This is a genomic window from Streptomyces sp. WAC 06738 (assembly GCF_003945505.1).
Lineage (GTDB): Bacteria > Actinomycetota > Actinomycetes > Streptomycetales > Streptomycetaceae > Streptomyces.
The window spans coordinates 1,275,001-1,291,180 of record NZ_CP029618.1 but is presented as its reverse complement, the minus strand read 5'-3'; the positions used below and the strand labels follow the sequence as shown (position 1 = coordinate 1,291,180).

Here is a 16,180-nt window from a genome sequence, read left to right as displayed (position 1 = left end):
CCATTCATCCAATGATTCTATGATGGTCCGCATGCCACGCCGCAGCATCCTCACGAAAACCGCCGAGACCCCGGGAGAGCCGACCGGAGAGGTGCGGGCCGACGCGCCCCCGGCGGCTACCGGACCGGCGGCCGCGCCGCGGATCGCGCCGTGGCTGCTGCGGCTCATGATCCCCGCGCTGCTGCTCGCGGCGATCAACCTGCGGCCGGCGATAGCCTCGTTCGGCTCGGTCCTGGAGGACGTGCGCACCGACATCGGCATGAGCGGCACGGTCGCCGGCCTGCTCACCTCCATGCCGGCGCTATGTTTCGCCGTCTTCGGCAGCCTCGCGCCCCGCTTCGCCCGCCGCTTCGGCCCCGTGGCGGTCGTCGCCGGCGGGCTCGTCGCGATAGCCGGCGGCCTGGCGCTGCGCCCGCTGTTCGGCAACACCCCCGCGTTCCTGGCCGCCAGCGCGCTGGCGCTCGGCGGCATCGCCGTGGGCAACGTGCTGATCCCCGTCATCGTCAAACGCTGGTTCCCGGACCGGGTCGGCTCGATGACCGGGCTCTACTCGATGGGCCTGGCCCTCGGCACGGCCTCCGCCGCCGGTCTCACCGTGCCGCTGAGCGAGGCGCTGGGCGGGAGCTGGCGCCTGGGGCTCGGTGTGTGGGCCGCCGTCGCGGCGGTCGCCGTGGTGCCGTGGGTGGTGCTGTCGCGCGGGTCGCGCCGCGCGGGGACCGCCGAGTCCGCGGGGCGGCCGGATCCGCGGCGTCCCCGGGGTCTGCGGGTTCTGCGGGGTCCGCGCGCGACACCGGTGCCGAGGGGGCGGCGGAGCCGGCGCGGCCGGTTCGTATCACCGCCAGCCCCACCGCGTGGGCGCTCGCCGTCTTCTTCGGCCTCCAGGCCACCGCCGCGTACGTCACCATCGGCTGGCTGCCGCAGATCTACCGCGACGCCGGTGTGTCCGCCTCCACGGCCGGGCTGCTGCTCGCCCTCGCGATGGGCATGGGCGTCCCGCTGGCCTTCGTGCTGCCGCGGATCGCGGCCCGGCTCCACCACCAGGGGCCGCTGGTCGTGGTGCTCGGCGCGTGCGGCCTCGGCGGCTACGCGGGGCTGTGGCTGGCGCCCGCGGGCGGGGCCTGGGTGTGGGCGCTGCTGCTCGCCGTGTCCAACTGCGCGTTCCCGCTGGTCCTCACCCTGCTCGGGGCCCGGGCCCGCAGCCACGCCGGGCTTGTCCGGCTCTCCGCCTTCGCGCAGAGCACCGGCTACCTGATCTCCATCCCGGGCCCGCTGGCCGTCGGCGCGCTGTACGGGGCCACGGACGGCTGGACCGTCCCGCTTGCGGTGCTCGCGGCGTTCATGGTCGCCCAGGTGGCCGTGGGGATCGTCGCCGGACGCGACCGCGTGGTAGAGGACGAGCTCTGACGGCGGCACGCCCCGTCGGCGACACCGACGGCGGCGGGCGCGTGCCTCAGGGCGAGGCGATCGTGGCGATGACGCCGATGACCACCGTGATGGCGAGCATCGCGCCGAGCACGTAGAGCAGCTTGCGCTGCCCGTTCTGGGGGTTCGGGTCGAGCACGGGCATACGGCCAGTCTCGCATCCCCGCACCGCCGCCCCGCGCGGGGGCGCCGCGGCGCCCGGGGGTGGGGCTAGCCCCACCCTCCCCTAGGGGGCCAGGGTCAGGGGGAACTGGGTGGGTCACCGGATGGGACGCGCGGCCCCGGCTCCGTAGGTTCGTAGCAGTACGAAGGACTCGGGACGTCAGGCAACCCCACGGAGGCGAAGATGTCAGCCGGTGCCCACACCCAGCCCGCACCGCCGGCGGCGCAGCGCTGGCTGCCGTGGTGGTCCGTCGCCCTGCCCGTCATGGCCTTCACCGCGCTCTTCGCCCTGCGGCTGCTCTGAACCCGCGCCCGCACCCGCGGCCGGGCGCGGCCGCCCGTCACTCCTGGCGGGAGACCCTGCGAACTGCCCGGACCCCGCGGCCGGTTTCGTGCGAAGCTGAGCTTATGAGCGCAGGAACGCCCCGCAGCATCGTCCTTCTCCGACACGCCAAGGCCGAATGGGCCCAGGACTCCGACCACGAGCGCCCGCTCGCCGAGCGCGGCCGCGCCGACGCTCCCGCCGCCGGGGATTTCCTCGCGGCCCACGACATCGACCCCGACCTGACCCTCTGCTCCAGCGCCAAACGCACCCGCGAGACCTGGAAGCTCGTCGTCGGCCAGCTTCCCCGCCGCCCCCGGACGGTCTACGAGGAGCGGCTGTACGAGGCGTCCCTCGGCGAGCTGATCCAGGTGCTGAACGAGGTCCCCGACGACGTCTCCACGCTGCTGGTCGTCGGCCACAACCCCGGCATGCACGGCCTCGCCGACGCCCTGGCGGGCTCCGCCGAGGGGGACACGCTGACCAGGCTGAGCCGCGGCTTCCCGACCTCGGGCGTGGCCGTGGTGGAGTTCGACGGCTCGTGGAAGGGCGTGGAGCACGGCGTGGGCCGGCTCACCGAGTTCTGGACGCCGCACCAGCAGTGAGCTGAGCCCGGACCGCCGCCCGCGGCCCCGGGCCGGGGCCACGGCCCGGGCCCGGGCGGCGCCCGGCCCTTACGTCTACGTCTACGTCCCTACGCTCATCCCGCGAGGTCCCGGCGCAGATACTCCGCCGTCGCCGACCCCGCCGCGCGGGCCGGCCCTGTCCGGGGTGGCCCCGGACAGCACCCGCCCGCCGTCCCGCCCGGTGCCCGGCTCGCCGAAGACGTACGCCCTGCCCGGCAGCCCCAGCCGGACGGCGAGCTGCTGAGCTGCCGTGACCTCGACGCCACGGACGAAGGAGGTCGGAAGATGTCCTCCTTCTCGGTCATGATCGGAGGATGAGCGACACCCCCGCACGGCTCCTCAGGCTGCTGTCCGTGCTGCAGAGCGGGCGCGAGCACAGCGGCCCCGAGCTGGCCCGGCGCCTCGGCGTCAGCGTGCGCACCGTACGCCGCGACGTCGACCGGCTGCGCGCGCTGGGCTACCCCGTGGCCGCCACCGTCGGCGCCGTCGGCGGCTACCGGCTCGCCGCGGGCACCGCGATGCCGCCGCTGCTCCTCGACGACGACGAGGCCGTCGCCGTCGCCGCCGGGCTGCGCGCCGTGGCGGCCGGGGGCGTCGAGGGGATCGGGGAGACGTCCGTACGGGCCCTCGCCAAGCTGGAGCAGGTGCTCCCGGCGCGGCTGCGCCGCCGCGTCTCCGCGCTCCAGCGGGCCACGGTGCCGCTGACCGTGAGCCCCGCGGGCGCGGTGGCGGCGGCGGGGGCGCCGGTGGCCGCGGAGGTGCTGGCGGTGCTGGCGGCGGCGAGCAGCAGGGGGGAGGGGCTGCGATTCGGCTACCGGGGCAAGCGCGGCGGAGACGCACCCGAGGACGGTGCGGCGGACCCCGAGGGGCATCCCGGGTCCCGCTCCGCGCCGCCGGCCGCCGGGCCCGGCGGCGGGCCGGTGGGCGAGGGCCGGACCGGCCCCGACGACGGCACGCGGCGGCACGTCGAGCCGTACCGCCTGGTCAGCACGGGACAGCGGTGGTATCTCGTCGCGTACGACCGCGACCGCGCCGACTGGCGCAGCTTCCGCGTCGACCGGATCGACGACCCGCGACCGACCGGCGTCCGCCACCCCCCGCGCGAGCTGCCCGCGGCCGACGCCGCCGCCTTCGTCGCCGAGTCCGTCGCCGGCCACCGCGGCCGCTACCGCGCCGTCGTCACCCTGCACGTCTCCCTGGACGAGGCCGTACGCCGCCTCCCGCGCGGCGCTGGGCTGCTGGAGCCCGGGGGGCCCGGCCGCTGCACGCTGGTCACCGGCGGCGACGCGCTCGACTGGCTGGCCGTGCGGATCGCGCTGCTCGGCGTGGACTTCGAGGTGCGCGAGCCGCCGGAGCTGGCGGACTTCCTGCGCGACCTCGGCGACCGCATCAGCCGGTCGTGTCCGCCGCCTCCACCTCGTCGCGCGTGATGCCCAGCAGATAGAGGACGGTGTCGAGGAACGGCACGTTCACCGCCGCGTGCGCGGCCTCCCGGACCAGCGGCTTGGCGTTGAACGCCACTCCGAGGCCCGCCGCGTTGAGCATGTCGAGGTCGTTCGCGCCGTCCCCGATCGCCACCGTCTGCGACAGCGGCACGCCCGCCTCGGCGGCGAAGCCGCTCAGCAGCCGCGCCTTGCCCGCCCGGTCCACGACCGGCCCGGTGATCCGCCCGGTGAGCTTGCCGTCGACGATCTCCAGGGTGTTCGCGGCGGCGAAGTCGAGCGAGAGCCGTTCCTTGAGGTCGTCGGTGATCTGCGTGAAGCCGCCGGAGACGACGCCCACCTGGTAGCCGAGGCGCTTGAGCGTACGGATCAGGGTGCGGGCGCCGGGCGTCAGCCGTACCTCCTCGCGCACCTTGTCCACCACCGAGTCCTCCAGCCCCGCCAGCAGCTCCACCCGGGCGTGCAGGGACTGCTCGAAGTCCAGCTCGCCGCGCATCGCCGCGGCGGTCACCTCCGCGACCTCGGCCTCGCAGCCGGCGTGCGCGGCGAACAGCTCGATGACCTCGTCCTGGATGAGGGTGGAGTCGACGTCCATCACCACCAGCCGCTGCGCCCGGCGCTGCAGTCCGGAGGCGACGACGGCGACGTCCACGCCGAGGCGGGCGGCGGCTATGGCGAGCGCGGGGCGCAGCTCCTCGGTGGCGGCGCCGGAGACCTCGAACTCGACGGCGGTGACGGGGTACTTCGCGAGCCGGAAGATGCGGTCGATGTTGGCGCCGGTGCCGGTGATCGTGGCGGCGATGCCGGCGGTCGACTCGGCGGTCAGCGGCTGCCCGAGCACGGTCACGTGGGAGCGGCCGGGGGCGCGCGGCTCGTTGTCGCCGGTGCCGGAGATTATCTCCGCCTCCAGGCGCATCGAGCCGGCCCACGAGTGGATCGTCGCGCGCAGCTCGCCCTCGGTGGCCCCGACGGGGGGCGTGACCAGGGCGCACAGCGTGATGCGGCCGCGGGTGACGATCTGCTCGATGTCGATGACCTCGACCCGGTAGGCGGCGAGGGTGTCGAAGAGGCCGGCGGTGAGACCGGCGCGGTCGCGGCCGAAGATCTTGACGAGAAGCGTGCGGGCGGCGGTGGTCATGGTGCGACCACGGTATCGCGGTGCGGCCCGCGGACGGCCGGGCGGGTCGGCGTTGCGGCCGGGCGCGGCGGGGCCGCTGGGCTGGGAGGTTGCGGCGAGGGGAACGTGCGGTTGCGAGCGGCCGAACGGGCGGGGGAGGGGGTCTGGGGGGCGTCACGGCCGGGGACCGCGGGGGAGGGCTCCCAGGGCCCCGCGGACGGTCCGCGGGGTCTCCGCGGGGTGCCCGGGGGAGGCCGAGGTCCGGGGGCCTTCCGGCGTACGGGTCCGGCGGTGCCGCGGGCGGTCGCCGGCCCTCCGCCGGGCGGTACGGCCCGTCCGTCCGCGGCGCCCGGAGAGGCCCGTACGCCGGCGTGCGCCCCGCCCGCGCCGGCAGCGGCACCGCGGCCCGGCGGCCGTGTCCGGCCCCCCGCCGCGATTCCCGGATCCGGCCGGGCGCTGCCACCGGTATCTCCCCGCTCGCGTACCTGCGTTGCCACCGGCCGTACGTGATCAAGTGCCGCCAACCTGCGCGAACCGCCCGGCGGCGGGTGGAAGTGGAAGCCGGAACTCCGCCTCACTGCCGTGACCCGCGTTTTCGTGAAGCGACTGTTACTGAAATAGTTCCTCAGGATGTTCGCCATCCCTAGACTCCTTACGGGCCTGTTGAAGTGGGTGCCGTGCAAGGGGCACCTCGGGGGACAACTTTGTGGGGCATGGAGTGCCTGAACTCGTACTTGAACTGAACGGACAGACATGGACTCTCGACCCGGCGCGCGCCTATCGCGTCGGGCGGGATCCGCAGGGGGACGTGGTGCTGGAGGACGCCAGGGTCTCCTGGCGGCACGCCAGCCTGCGGTGGGGCGGCCGTAGCTGGCTGCTCGAGGACGTCGGCAGCACCAACGGCTCGTACGTGGAGGGCCAGCGGGTCCACCAGATCGAGGTCGGCCCCGGCTCGGTCGTGTACCTCGGCAACGCCACCGACGGGCCGCAGTTGCGGCTCTCCGCGCCGGCCGGCGCCGCAGCCCCCGACGTGTACAGCGCGCAGACCGCGATGGCCCAGCCGCCGCCCGGCGCCCACCAGGCCGCGCCGCCGCAGCAGGCGCCCGGCGCCTGGGGCGCCCCGCCGCAGGGCCCTCCCCAGGGACCTCCGCCCCAGGGGCCCCCGTTCCAGGGGCCGCCGGCCGGCATGCCGCCCCAGCAGCAGCCGTACGTGCCGCAGCAGCAGTCCGCGCCGCAGCGCCCGCCCGCCGCCGCCGGCGCGGGCCACGGCGGCGGCCCCGGCGCCCCGTCGGTCTACGGCGACCGCAGCCCCACGACGTTCCACCAGCTCTCGCTGGGCCGCGTCACCCGCATCGGCCGTGCGCTGGAGAACGAGCTGGTCGTCTCCGACCTCCAGGTCTCGCGCCACCACGCGGAGTTCCGGTCCACGCCCGACGGCCGCTCCGAGATCGTCGACCTCGGCAGCCACAACGGCACGTACGTCAACGGTGAGCAACTGCCGCAGCGCGGCCGCCGGCCCATCGGCCCCGACGACATCATCGGCATCGGCCACTCCACCTTCCGGCTGGTCGGCGACCGGCTCGAGGAGTTCGTCGACACCGGTGAGGTCAGCTTCTCGGCCCGTCACCTGACCGTGAAGGTCGACGGCGGCAAGGTCATCCTGGACAACGTCTCCTTCGGCGTGCCCGAGAAGAGCCTGATCGCCGTCATCGGCCCGTCCGGGTCCGGCAAGTCCACGCTCCTCAAGGCGCTGACGGGCTACCGCCCCGCGGACGTCGGCGAGGTCCTCTACGACAACCGGAACCTCTACAAGCAGTTCGCCGAGCTGCGCCACCGCATCGGCCTGGTGCCGCAGGACGACATCCTGCACACCCAGCTCACCGTCACCCGCGCCCTGCGCTACGCCGCCAAGCTCCGGTTCCCCGGTGACACGGCCGAGGCCGAGCGCGCCGCCCGCGTCGACGAGGTGCTGCGCGAGCTGAAGCTCGACATCCACAAGGAGAAGCGGATCAGCTCGCTCTCCGGCGGCCAGCGCAAGCGCGTCTCGGTGGCCCTGGAGCTGCTCACCAAGCCGTCGCTGATCTTCCTGGACGAGCCCACCTCGGGCCTCGACCCGGGCATGGACCGCGACGTCATGCAGTTGCTGCGCGGCCTGGCGGACGACGGCCGTACGGTCCTGGTCGTCACCCACTCCGTCGCCGAACTCGCGCTCTGCGACCGGCTGCTGGTCATGGCGCCCGGCGGCGGCGTGGCGTACTTCGGGCCGCCGGAGGAGGCGCTGAACTTCTTCGGCTACGAGACCTGGGCCGACATCTTCTCCGCCTTCGAGAACTACCGCGAGTACGACTGGAAGGGCCGCTGGCAGGGCTCCCAGCACTACCAGATGTACGCCGCGGACATCGACGCCGTGGCCCCGCAGCCCGTCGCGATGCAGCCACCGCAGATGCTCCGCCCGTCGAAGCCGCAGGGCTGGGGGCCACAGCTCTGGACGCTGGTGAGACGGTACGTGTCCGTCCTCGCCTCCGACCGCTTCTTCATCGCGCTCACCATCATTCTCCCGGTGGTGCTCGGCGTCGTGAGCATGGTCATCCCCGCCGAGTTCGGTCTCGGCTACGGGCCGGCGAAGATCCACCTGATCAACAGGGCCGCGGGCACCATCCTGCTCATCCTCGCGGTCGGCGCCTGCTTCTCCGGCGCCGCGAACTCCGTGCGTGAGCTGATCAAGGAACGGGTGATCTACGAGAGGGAACGGGCGGTCGGCCTCTCCCGCTCCGCGTACGTGATGTCCAAGGTGCTCGTCCTCGGCATCATCACGATCTTCCAGGGCGCCGTCATCAGCGCCATCGGCGTCCTCAGCCGCAGCAAGCTGCCCGAGGAGGGGGTGATCCTCTCCGACCTGCCGGCGGTGGAGCTGGCGATCGGCGTGACCACGCTGGGCCTGACCTCGATGATGTTCGGCCTGATCATCTCGGCGCTGGTGAAGACCTCCGAGATGACCATGCCGCTGCTGGTGATGTTCGCGATCGTGCAGGTGGTCTTCACCGGCGTGCTCTTCCAGTTGCACGGCACCCCCGGCGTCGAGCAGCTCGCCTGGCTGATGCCCTCGCGCTGGGCGGTGGCCGCGATGGGCTCGACGTCCGACCTGAACGTGCTGCTGCCGTGGGACAGCGGTGAGACGGACGCGCTGTGGGAGCACACGGCGGGCACGTACATGCTGAACATCGGCGTGCTGCTCACCATGGGCGTGATCTGCGGCTTCATCGTCGCCCGGCTGCTGCGCAAGCACGAGCCCGAGGTCATGCGCTGAGCGCACCTCCGCCCGGCTGACGGGCGGCACCCCTCACCGGGGGTGCCGCCCCTCAGCCGTCCGTCCCGGTCGGCACAGCGGCCTAGGACCGGGGGCCGATACGGGTCGGGACCGCGGCTGGATCACGGGGACCGGGCCTGCGGGTAGCGTGATCTGCATGTCCACACCCGCCGCAGGACCGGTCGCGGGACTCGAAGCGGTCAGCCGCGCCCTGCTCGCCATGAGCAGGCAGGTGCAGGTCCGCGACGTGCTCCAGACGATCACGGCGTCCGCCCGCGAGCTGCTCCAGGCCGAGTACGCCGCCCTGGGCGTGCCGGACGACCACGGCGGCTTCGCCCAGTTCGTCGTCGACGGCGTCAGCGACGCGCAGTGGAAGGCCATCGGCCCGCTGCCCCGCCAGCACGGCATCCTCGCCGCACTGCTGGAGGATGCCGAGCCGGTGCGCCTGGGCGACGTACGCAAGGACCCCCGCTTCGGCGGCTGGCCCAGCGCCCACCCCCGGCTGCGGGACTTCGTCGGCGTCCCCATCGCCGACGGCGAGGAAGTCCTCGGCGCGCTCTTCCTCGCCAACAAGCAGTGCGAGCCGGACGACCCGCCGGGGCCCGACGGCTGCCGCTTCGGCGCCGAGGACGAGGCCCTGCTGCGTACCCTCGCCGACCACGCCGCCATCGCGCTCACCAACGCCCGCCTCTACGAGCGCAGCCGCGAGCTGACCATCGCGGGCGAGCGCGCCCGCATCGCGCACGAACTGCACGACGCCGTCTCCCAGAAGCTCTTCTCGCTCCGCCTGACCGCGCAGGCCGCCGCCGCCCTCGTCGACCGCGATCCCACGCGCGCCAAGGGCGAGCTGCAGCAGGTCGCGCGGCTCGCCGCGGACGCCGCGGACGAACTGCGCGCCGCCGTCGTCGAGCTGCGCCCCGCGGCCCTGGACGACGACGGCCTGGTGGCCACCCTGGCGACCCAGGTGCAGGTGCTCGACCGGGCTCACCGCGCCCGCGTCACCTTCACCTCCGCGCAGGTGCGCGCCCTGCCCGCGGCGCAGGAGGAGGCGCTGCTACGGGTCGCGCAGGAGGCCCTGCACAACGCGCTGCGGCACGCCGACGCCGATGAGGTCGACGTCGCCCTCACCCGGTACGGACGCGGCGCCCGGCTGCGGGTGCGCGACGACGGCCGGGGCTTCGACCCGGAGACCGTCCGCTCCGCCGGCCGCCACCTGGGCCTGGTGTCCATGCGCGACCGCGCCGCCGGGGTCGGCGGCGGCCTGACCGTCCAGTCGGCGCCCGGGGAGGGCACCGTGATCGAGATGGAGGTGCCCGGTGGCTGAGACGGGCGAGAAGCAGCGGACCGCGGGCCCGGACGAGACGGCCGCCTCCGGCCGGATCCGGGTGCTGCTGGTCGACGACCACCAGGTCGTACGGCGCGGGCTGCGCACCTTCCTGGAGGTGCAGGACGACATCGAGGTCGTCGGCGAGGCCGCCGACGGGGACGAGGGCGTGGCCCGTACCGCCGAGCTGGTGCCGGACGTGGTCCTCATGGACGTGAAGATGCCCGGCACCGACGGCATCGAGGCGCTGCGCCGCATCCGCGAGTCCGGCAGCGCGGCACGCGTGCTGGTCATCACCAGCTTCACCGAGCAGCGCACCGTCGTCCCCGCACTGCGCGCAGGCGCCGCGGGCTATGTCTACAAGGACGTCGACCCCGAGGCCCTGGCCAGGGCGATCCGCTCGGTGCACGCCGGGCACGTGCTGCTCCAGCAGGACGTCGCCGGGGCGCTGCTGGCGCCGGAGGCCGGCGGCGGCCCCGCGCAGGGCCGGGGGACGACGCTGACCGAGCGCGAGCGCGAGGTGCTGGCGCTGATCGCGGACGGCCGCTCGAACCGGGAGATCGCCCGCGCCCTCGTGGTCTCGGAGAAGACCGTGAAGACGCACGTGTCGAACATCCTGATGAAGCTCGACCTGGCGGACCGTACGCAGGCCGCCCTCTGGGCCGTACGCCACGGCCTGAGCGGCTGAGACGACTGTCGTGCCGGGCCCGGCCGGGGGCCACCGGAACGATGTCCTCCGGTCCGAGATTCATACTGTCGTGTAGATGTCGCCCGACCGGCGCAACCGCGCCCGGCTCCCCGCGTTCTCCATGGCACGCCGCGGCACAGGCCGCGGCCGACCCGAGGAGGAACACATGCGGAACCTGAAGCGGGCTGCGGCCCTCACCATCGCCGCCAGCGGCCTGGCCATGGCCGGTGCGGGCGTGGCCGCCGCGCACGGCGGCGCGGCCGCCGGCGGCCAGGCCGTCGGCTCGCCGGGCATCGGCTCCGGCAACCTGGTCCAGGTGCCGGTCCACGTGCCCGTGAACGCCTGCGGCAACACCGCCACCGTCGTCGGCGCGCTGAACCCGGCGTTCGGCAACCTCTGCCTCAACCGCTGAAGGACCGCGGTCCGCCGGCGCCGGAACCGGCCCCCGGGCGCCGCCCGGCGGGCCGGTCCGGTCCGCTCGCCGCGGTCGTACGATCGCCGTTCCCTTGCGCCGAACGGTGGGCCCAGGCCGCCGCGGCGTGTCCGCTGGACTCCGCGGCCGTTGCGCAGCATGCACCCCCGAGCCCGGGGTGTGCGCAGCCAACAGGAGGAACGACTTTCCATGCATGCAGTGAAGAAGGCCGCCTTCGTCCTCGCCACCGCGGGTCTCGCAACCGGTGCCGGGGCGAGCGCGGCGGTCGCCGACGCCGGTGCCGGGGCCACGGCCCAGGGCTCGCCCGGCGTCGTCTCGGGGAACGTGGCCCAGCTCCCCGTGCACGTGCCGGTGAACCTCGTCGGCAACAACATCTCCGTCGTCGGCCTGCTGAACGCGCCGTTCGGCAACACCGGCGTCAACGGCTGACGCAGCGCACCTTCCGTCCCGTACGCCCCCCACGGCACGACCGCGGGGGGCGTACGCGCCACCGCTCGCCCCCGTGCGCCCCGCACGTCAGCCCCGCCGCGCGCCGCGAGAGGGAAAGCGGCGCGCCCGCCGGCACGTCAGCCCCGCTCCAGCTCCTCCACGAACGCGTTGTACGCCGCCACCCGCGCCCGCCGCGCTGTCCGCTCCAGCGGCCGCAACGCCTCCCCGCGAGCCGCTATCTGCCCCGCGCTGACCGCCGCCCCGTGCCCCTCGCCGGGATCCCGGGCGATCTCCACCAGCGCCCCCACCCGCTGCGCCAGCTCCAGCACCCGCACCGCCCGCGGCGGATACCCCGGGGCCAGCACCTCGCGCCCGCGGTCCGCCCGCGCCCGGTACGCCGCCAGCGCCGCCTCCGCGACCGGCCCGGACCCCGCCACGTCCAGCCGCGACAGCACCTCCGTGGCGTCCCGCATCGCCTCCGCCAGCTCCCGCTCCGCCTCACCCAGCGACGGCACGTCCGCCGGCGGCGCGTCCCGCACCGGCAGGCAGCGCCAGCGCACCCGGACCACCTCGTCGCCCTCCGGACCCACCGACCAGACCTCCGGCACCAGCCCCAGCGGCGGCCCCCCGGTCGCCAGCACCGCCTCGCCGGCGTCCAGCGCCAGCGCGTTGAACTCCGGCGGCCCGGCCAGGCCCAGCGGGTGCCCCGGCACCGGCAGCGCCACCCGCAGGCCCTTCGCGCCCAGCGCCCGCAGCCGTCCCAGCGCCATCGTCAGGGCCACTCCCTCGGCGGACTCCTCCTCCGGCAGCCCCGCCACCCGGTGCCCGGCGTCGTCCGCGACGATGCGCTCCGCGGCCTCGTCGGGCGAGATGTGCCCGGAAAGCAGGGCATTTCCCCAGGCCGCCAGCCGGCCTGAACGTGGTTCTTCGAGCATGGCACCAGCCTACGGACCGGGTCCGACATCGCGTGGCGTAGGTTTGCCCTGGGGCGGTGTCGCAGGCGCGCACCGCGTACGAAGGACCGACACTGCAAGGGGAGACGGCACGCTCATGAGCGATGTACTGGAGCTGGTGGACGTATCGGTGGTCCGCGACGGCAGGGCTCTGGTCGAACAGGTCTCCTGGTCGGTCGCGGAGGGCGAGCGGTGGATCATCCTCGGCCCCAACGGCGCGGGCAAGACCACGCTGTTGAACATCGCCTCCAGCTACCTCTTCCCGTCCGCCGGCACCGTCCAGATCCTCGGCGAGAAACTCGGCGGTGTCGACGTCTTCGAGCTCCGCCCCCGCATCGGCATGGCCAGCGCCGCGCTCTCCGAGAAGCTGCCCAAGAGCCAGACCGTCCTGCAGACCGTCCTCACCGCCGCGTACGGCATGACCGCCACCTGGCAGGAGCGCTACGAGGCCGTCGACGAGGACCGCGCCAAGGCGTTCCTCGACCGCCTCGGCATGAGCGAGTACCTGGACCGGAGATTCGGCACCCTCTCCGAGGGCGAGCGCAAGCGCACCCAGATCGCCCGTGCCATGATGACCGACCCCGAACTCCTCCTCCTCGACGAGCCCGCCGCCGGCCTCGACCTCGGCGGCCGCGAGGACCTCGTACGCCGCCTCGGCCGGCTCGCCCGCGACCCGTACGCGCCCTCGATGATCATGGTGACGCACCACGTCGAGGAGATCCCCCCGGGCTTCACGCACGTGCTGATGATCCGGCAGGGCAAGGTCCTCGCCGCCGGACCGATCGAGGCCGAACTGACCTCGCGCAACCTCTCGCTCTGCTTCGGCCTCCCGCTCGTCCTCGACCGCGCGGGCGACCGCTGGACCGCGCAGGGCCTCCCCATGTCGAAGGCGTAGCGCCCGCCCGGCCAACCGGCCCACGACAGACGTAGCTTCCCGGTCACAGCCCCCGGGCATCTGTCCCGAATCCCTTGCCCCGCAATAGCATTGGACCTGTGGATGCATGGGTGTGGTGGCTGATCGCCGCCGTGGGCATGGGCATTCCCCTGGTGCTGACCGCCATGCCGGAGTTCGGCATGTTCTCGGTCGGCGCGGTCGCCGCCGCGGTGACGGCCGGCCTGGGGGGCGGCCTGGTCGTGCAAGTGATCGTCTTCGCGGTCGTCTCGACCGCCCTCATCGCCGCCGTACGGCCGGTGGCGCGCCGCCATCGCGGCCAGGGCGGAGCGACGACGGGCACCGACGCCCTCAAGGGCAGACAGGCGGTGGTGCTGGAGCGCGTCGACGGCACAGGGGGGCGCATCAAGCTCGCCGGCGAGGTGTGGAGCGCCCGGGCGCTCGACTCGGGTGAGGTTTACGAGCCCGGCAGGACGGTCGATGTTGTGGACATCGACGGTGCGACCGCCGTCGTCATGTGACCGGAAGCGCCCTTACGGGCAGGGCCGTTCTGCCACACTCGGCGGCTGGGCCGCACAATTGGATCACTAACCGGGGAGCAGCATGCAGCCGATCATCATCGTCCTGATCATCCTGGTGGTGCTCGTCTTCATCGCACTCATCAAGACGATCCAGGTCATCCCGCAGGCCAGTGCGGCCATCGTGGAGCGCTTCGGCCGCTACACCCGCACCCTCAACGCCGGCCTCAACATCGTGGTGCCGTTCATCGACACCATCCGCAACCGCGTCGACCTGCGCGAACAAGTCGTGCCGTTCCCACCGCAACCCGTGATCACCCAGGACAACCTGGTGGTGAACATCGACACGGTCATCTACTACCAGGTCACCGACGCCCGCGCCGCCACCTACGAGGTCGCCAGCTACATCCAGGCCATCGAGCAGCTCACCGTCACCACCCTGCGCAACATCATCGGCGGCATGGACCTGGAGCGCACCCTCACCTCCCGCGAGGAGATCAACGCCGCGCTGCGCGGCGTCCTCGACGAGGCCACCGGCCGCTGGGGCATCCGCGTCAACCGCGTCGAGCTGAAGGCCATCGAGCCGCCCACCTCCATCCAGGACTCGATGGAGAAGCAGATGCGCGCCGACCGCGACAAGCGCGCCGCGATCCTCACCGCGGAGGGCGTCCGGCAGTCCGAGATCCTCACCGCCGAGGGTGAGAAGCAGGCCGCGATCCTCCGGGCCGAGGGTGAGGCCCGCTCCGCGGCGCTGCGCGCCGAGGGCGAGGCGCAGGCCATCCGCACGGTCTTCGAGTCCATCCACGCCGGCGACCCGGACCAGAAGCTGCTGTCGTACCAGTACCTGCAGATGCTGCCGAAGATCGCCGAGGGCGACGCGAACAAGCTCTGGATCGTGCCCAGCGAGATCGGCGACGCCCTCAAGGGACTCGGCGGCGCCCTGGGCAACTTCGGCCCGCCCTCGCCCACCGGCGGCGGCGACGGCGCCGCCCCCAAGACGAGCACCCGCAAGGCGCCCACCTACCGCGAGCAGCCCCCGCTGGAGTAGACCCGCGCGGCGCCCAGGCGCGTCCTACGACACGAGCCCGCCCCCGGTCGTCGCCACGACCGGGGGCGGGCTCTTCTCCGTACCGCGCAGACGGGGCGCTCACGCGCCGGAAGTCACGCGGCGACACTCACCTCGCGGCCCTCCGGCGGCACCAGCCACTCCGGCAACTGCTCCTGCTCGCGCACTCCCAGCGCCAGGAGCAGCGCGTCCGCCGGCGTCGGCTCGAAGGGCCGCCGCAGCAGCCGCATCCCCGCCTGCTCCGGCGTCCGGTCCGCCTTGCGGTGGTTGTCCGCGGCGCACGACGCCACCGTGTTCAGCCAGGTGTCCCCGCCGCCCAGCGAGCGCGGCAGGACGTGGTCCACTGTCGTCGCGCGCCGGCCGCAGTACGCGCACCGGTGCCGGTCGCGCACCAGCACACCCCGCCGCGACCACGGCGCGCGTCTTCGGAACGGCACCCGCACGTACCGGCAGAGCCGGATCACCTGGGGCACCGGCAGCTCCACGCTCGCCGCCCGGAGCCGCATACCGGAGTGCGCCTGCTCGACCACGGCCTTGTCCTGGAGCACCAGCACCACCGCGCGGCGGAGCGACACCGTCGACAACGGCTCGAAGCTCGCGTTGAGCACCAGCGTCTCGCGCATCCCGGTCACCTCCCGACAGGCCCCGCCGAGCGGCGAGGTGGCTCCACTCTGCCCCGGGAGATCGGCCGCGACAACGCAATTTCAGCCCGCCGCGGGCTCCTCGTGGGTGCCGATGAGCTGCGCCCTCGCGAGGGTGTGGAAGCGGAGGTTGAAGCCCACGACGGCCGGCGTCGCCGACGCGTCGGGACCCAGCTTCTCCTGGTCCACCGCGTACACCGTGAACACGTACCGGTGCTCACCGTCACCGGGCGGCGGCGCCGCCCCCGTGAAGTCGTGGGTCCCGGCGTCGTTCCGTACGGTCACCGCACCCTGCGGCAGCCCGGCCATGTCGCCGGTGCCCGCGCCCGCGGGCAGCTCCGTCACCGACACCGGGATGTCGAACACCGACCAGTGCCAGAACCCGCTGCCGGTCGGCGCGTCCGGGTCGTAGCAGGTGACGGCGAAGCTCTTCGTCCCCTCCGGGAACCCCGACCAGCGCAACTGCGGCGAGGTGTTGCCCTTCGCCCCGATCTGCGCGTCGGGCAGAGGGGCGCCCTCCCGCACGTCGTCGCTGGTGACGGTGAACGACGGCACCGCGGGATGGAAGTCGTGGGGCAGCGGCGGCCGGTTCTGCTCGGGCACGTGAGACACCTCCGGGTGGCTGTGACGCAAGGACACGGCGTGGCGGGTACGCGGACACGCGGTACCCGCCACGGCGGTCAGCCTAACGAGCAGCGGCCGGAGCGCCGCCGCCACACGACGTGCGGCTCAGAACCAGTTGCGCCGCGACCCGACCTCGGAGATCCACTGGTTCAGGTACGCGGACCAGTCCGTCTGCTGGAAGTCGGTGAGCCCCACCTGGAACATCCGGAACGAG

General features: G+C 73.9%; 16 protein-coding genes and 1 pseudogene (1 of these 17 cut by a window edge). 11 read left to right on the top strand and 6 right to left on the bottom strand.

What is annotated here, in order from left to right:
- Positions 1-19 precede the first annotated feature (19 nt).
- A pseudogene (locus DMB38_RS05310) lies at positions 20-1,404 on the top strand (MFS transporter).
- Between the two features lie 46 nt (positions 1,405-1,450).
- Here the strand turns inward: DMB38_RS05310 and DMB38_RS37435 are convergent.
- Positions 1,451-1,567: an SGM_5486 family transporter-associated protein gene (locus tag DMB38_RS37435; RefSeq protein WP_018835810.1), complete on the bottom strand. Its 117-nt coding sequence runs from the start codon at positions 1,565-1,567 to the stop codon at positions 1,451-1,453.
- 425 nt (positions 1,568-1,992) lie between these two features.
- Between DMB38_RS37435 and DMB38_RS05300 the strand changes: the two genes are divergently transcribed.
- Both DMB38_RS05300 and DMB38_RS05295 read left to right on the top strand, forming a co-directional pair.
- The gene (locus tag DMB38_RS05300; protein ID WP_125934162.1) at positions 1,993-2,511 is read left to right on the top strand and encodes a histidine phosphatase family protein; all 519 of its coding nucleotides are present in this window, start codon (positions 1,993-1,995) and stop codon (positions 2,509-2,511) included.
- Between the two features lie 335 nt (positions 2,512-2,846).
- A complete protein-coding gene (locus DMB38_RS05295; RefSeq protein ID WP_125934161.1) occupies positions 2,847-3,962 on the top strand; it encodes a WYL domain-containing protein in 1,116 nt (371 codons plus the stop codon).
- Here the strand turns inward: DMB38_RS05295 and serB are convergent.
- Complete coding sequence (serB, locus tag DMB38_RS05290; protein WP_125934160.1) at positions 3,922-5,112, bottom strand: phosphoserine phosphatase SerB; 1,191 nt, start codon at positions 5,110-5,112, stop codon at positions 3,922-3,924. The two genes, DMB38_RS05295 and serB, sit on opposite strands and share 41 nt — an antisense overlap.
- 697 nt (positions 5,113-5,809) lie before the next feature.
- On the opposite strand from serB, the gene DMB38_RS05285 reads away from it, so the two are divergent.
- From DMB38_RS05285 to DMB38_RS05265, 5 genes are all read left to right on the top strand, one after another.
- Positions 5,810-8,398 (top strand): FHA domain-containing protein, encoded by a 2,589-nt coding sequence (locus DMB38_RS05285; RefSeq protein ID WP_240661986.1) that lies wholly within the window; start codon positions 5,810-5,812, stop codon positions 8,396-8,398.
- Positions 8,399-8,555: 157 nt separating this feature from the next.
- Positions 8,556-9,722 carry a GAF domain-containing sensor histidine kinase gene (locus DMB38_RS05280; RefSeq protein ID WP_125934159.1) on the top strand — a complete coding sequence of 389 codons (1,167 nt, stop codon included), beginning with the start codon at positions 8,556-8,558 and terminating at the stop codon, positions 9,720-9,722.
- Positions 9,715-10,410, top strand: coding sequence for a response regulator transcription factor (locus DMB38_RS05275; RefSeq protein WP_125934158.1), 696 nt, complete (start codon positions 9,715-9,717; stop codon positions 10,408-10,410). The genes DMB38_RS05280 and DMB38_RS05275 overlap by 8 nt, the downstream gene beginning before the upstream one ends.
- A 166-nt stretch (positions 10,411-10,576) precedes the next feature.
- The gene (locus DMB38_RS05270; RefSeq protein WP_125934157.1) at positions 10,577-10,822 is read left to right on the top strand and encodes a chaplin; all 246 of its coding nucleotides are present in this window, start codon (positions 10,577-10,579) and stop codon (positions 10,820-10,822) included.
- A gap of 210 nt (positions 10,823-11,032) precedes the next feature.
- Positions 11,033-11,272 carry a chaplin gene (locus DMB38_RS05265; protein WP_164715928.1) on the top strand — a complete coding sequence of 80 codons (240 nt, stop codon included), beginning with the start codon at positions 11,033-11,035 and terminating at the stop codon, positions 11,270-11,272.
- A gap of 137 nt (positions 11,273-11,409) precedes the next feature.
- Here the strand turns inward: DMB38_RS05265 and DMB38_RS05260 are convergent, their stop codons facing one another.
- The gene (locus tag DMB38_RS05260; RefSeq protein WP_125934156.1) at positions 11,410-12,207 is read right to left on the bottom strand and encodes a hypothetical protein; all 798 of its coding nucleotides are present in this window, start codon (positions 12,205-12,207) and stop codon (positions 11,410-11,412) included.
- Between the two features lie 115 nt (positions 12,208-12,322).
- Between DMB38_RS05260 and DMB38_RS05255 the strand changes: the two genes are divergently transcribed.
- The 3 genes from DMB38_RS05255 (at position 12,323) to DMB38_RS05245 (ending at position 14,683) form a co-directional block, all read left to right on the top strand.
- Complete coding sequence (locus DMB38_RS05255; protein ID WP_047015021.1) at positions 12,323-13,120, top strand: ABC transporter ATP-binding protein; 798 nt, start codon at positions 12,323-12,325, stop codon at positions 13,118-13,120.
- A gap of 137 nt (positions 13,121-13,257) precedes the next feature.
- Positions 13,258-13,638, top strand: a complete 381-nt coding sequence (locus tag DMB38_RS05250; protein ID WP_047019791.1) for an NfeD family protein — start codon at positions 13,258-13,260, stop codon at positions 13,636-13,638.
- Between the two features lie 82 nt (positions 13,639-13,720).
- Positions 13,721-14,683 carry an SPFH domain-containing protein gene (locus tag DMB38_RS05245; RefSeq protein ID WP_047015020.1) on the top strand — a complete coding sequence of 321 codons (963 nt, stop codon included), beginning with the start codon at positions 13,721-13,723 and terminating at the stop codon, positions 14,681-14,683.
- Positions 14,684-14,796: 113 nt separating this feature from the next.
- Here DMB38_RS05245 and DMB38_RS05240 read toward each other — a convergent pair whose 3' ends face one another.
- The 3 genes from DMB38_RS05240 to DMB38_RS05230 form a co-directional block, all read right to left on the bottom strand.
- Positions 14,797-15,324 (bottom strand): HNH endonuclease, encoded by a 528-nt coding sequence (locus tag DMB38_RS05240; RefSeq protein WP_047015019.1) that lies wholly within the window; start codon positions 15,322-15,324, stop codon positions 14,797-14,799.
- A gap of 81 nt (positions 15,325-15,405) precedes the next feature.
- Positions 15,406-15,945, bottom strand: coding sequence for a YbhB/YbcL family Raf kinase inhibitor-like protein (locus DMB38_RS05235; protein ID WP_125934155.1), 540 nt, complete (start codon positions 15,943-15,945; stop codon positions 15,406-15,408).
- 126 nt (positions 15,946-16,071) lie between these two features.
- A protein-coding gene (locus tag DMB38_RS05230) for a sporulation protein (RefSeq protein WP_047015017.1) crosses the window boundary here: on the bottom strand, positions 16,072-16,180 show its 3' portion. It continues 674 nt past the right edge of the window; only the last 109 of its 783 coding nucleotides appear in the window; the start codon falls outside the window, past its right edge — the gene reads right to left on this strand; its stop codon occupies positions 16,072-16,074.

Excerpts from the sequence above, each read along its gene's own strand:
- DMB38_RS37435 (WP_018835810.1), bottom strand. The coding sequence starts at position 1,567 with ATGCCCGTGCTCGACCCGAACCCCCAGAACGGGCAGCGCAAGCTGCTC.
- DMB38_RS05300 (WP_125934162.1), top strand. The coding sequence starts at position 1,993 with ATGAGCGCAGGAACGCCCCGCAGCATCGTCCTTCTCCGACACGCCAAG.
- DMB38_RS05295 (WP_125934161.1), top strand. The coding sequence starts at position 2,847 with ATGAGCGACACCCCCGCACGGCTCCTCAGGCTGCTGTCCGTGCTGCAG.
- serB (WP_125934160.1), bottom strand. The coding sequence starts at position 5,112 with ATGACCACCGCCGCCCGCACGCTTCTCGTCAAGATCTTCGGCCGCGAC.
- DMB38_RS05280 (WP_125934159.1), top strand. The coding sequence starts at position 8,556 with ATGTCCACACCCGCCGCAGGACCGGTCGCGGGACTCGAAGCGGTCAGC.
- DMB38_RS05270 (WP_125934157.1), top strand. The coding sequence starts at position 10,577 with ATGCGGAACCTGAAGCGGGCTGCGGCCCTCACCATCGCCGCCAGCGGC.
- DMB38_RS05265 (WP_164715928.1), top strand. The coding sequence starts at position 11,033 with ATGCATGCAGTGAAGAAGGCCGCCTTCGTCCTCGCCACCGCGGGTCTC.
- DMB38_RS05260 (WP_125934156.1), bottom strand. The coding sequence starts at position 12,207 with ATGCTCGAAGAACCACGTTCAGGCCGGCTGGCGGCCTGGGGAAATGCC.
- DMB38_RS05255 (WP_047015021.1), top strand. The coding sequence starts at position 12,323 with ATGAGCGATGTACTGGAGCTGGTGGACGTATCGGTGGTCCGCGACGGC.
- DMB38_RS05250 (WP_047019791.1), top strand. The coding sequence starts at position 13,258 with ATGGGCATTCCCCTGGTGCTGACCGCCATGCCGGAGTTCGGCATGTTC.
- DMB38_RS05245 (WP_047015020.1), top strand. The coding sequence starts at position 13,721 with ATGCAGCCGATCATCATCGTCCTGATCATCCTGGTGGTGCTCGTCTTC.
- DMB38_RS05240 (WP_047015019.1), bottom strand. The coding sequence starts at position 15,324 with ATGCGCGAGACGCTGGTGCTCAACGCGAGCTTCGAGCCGTTGTCGACG.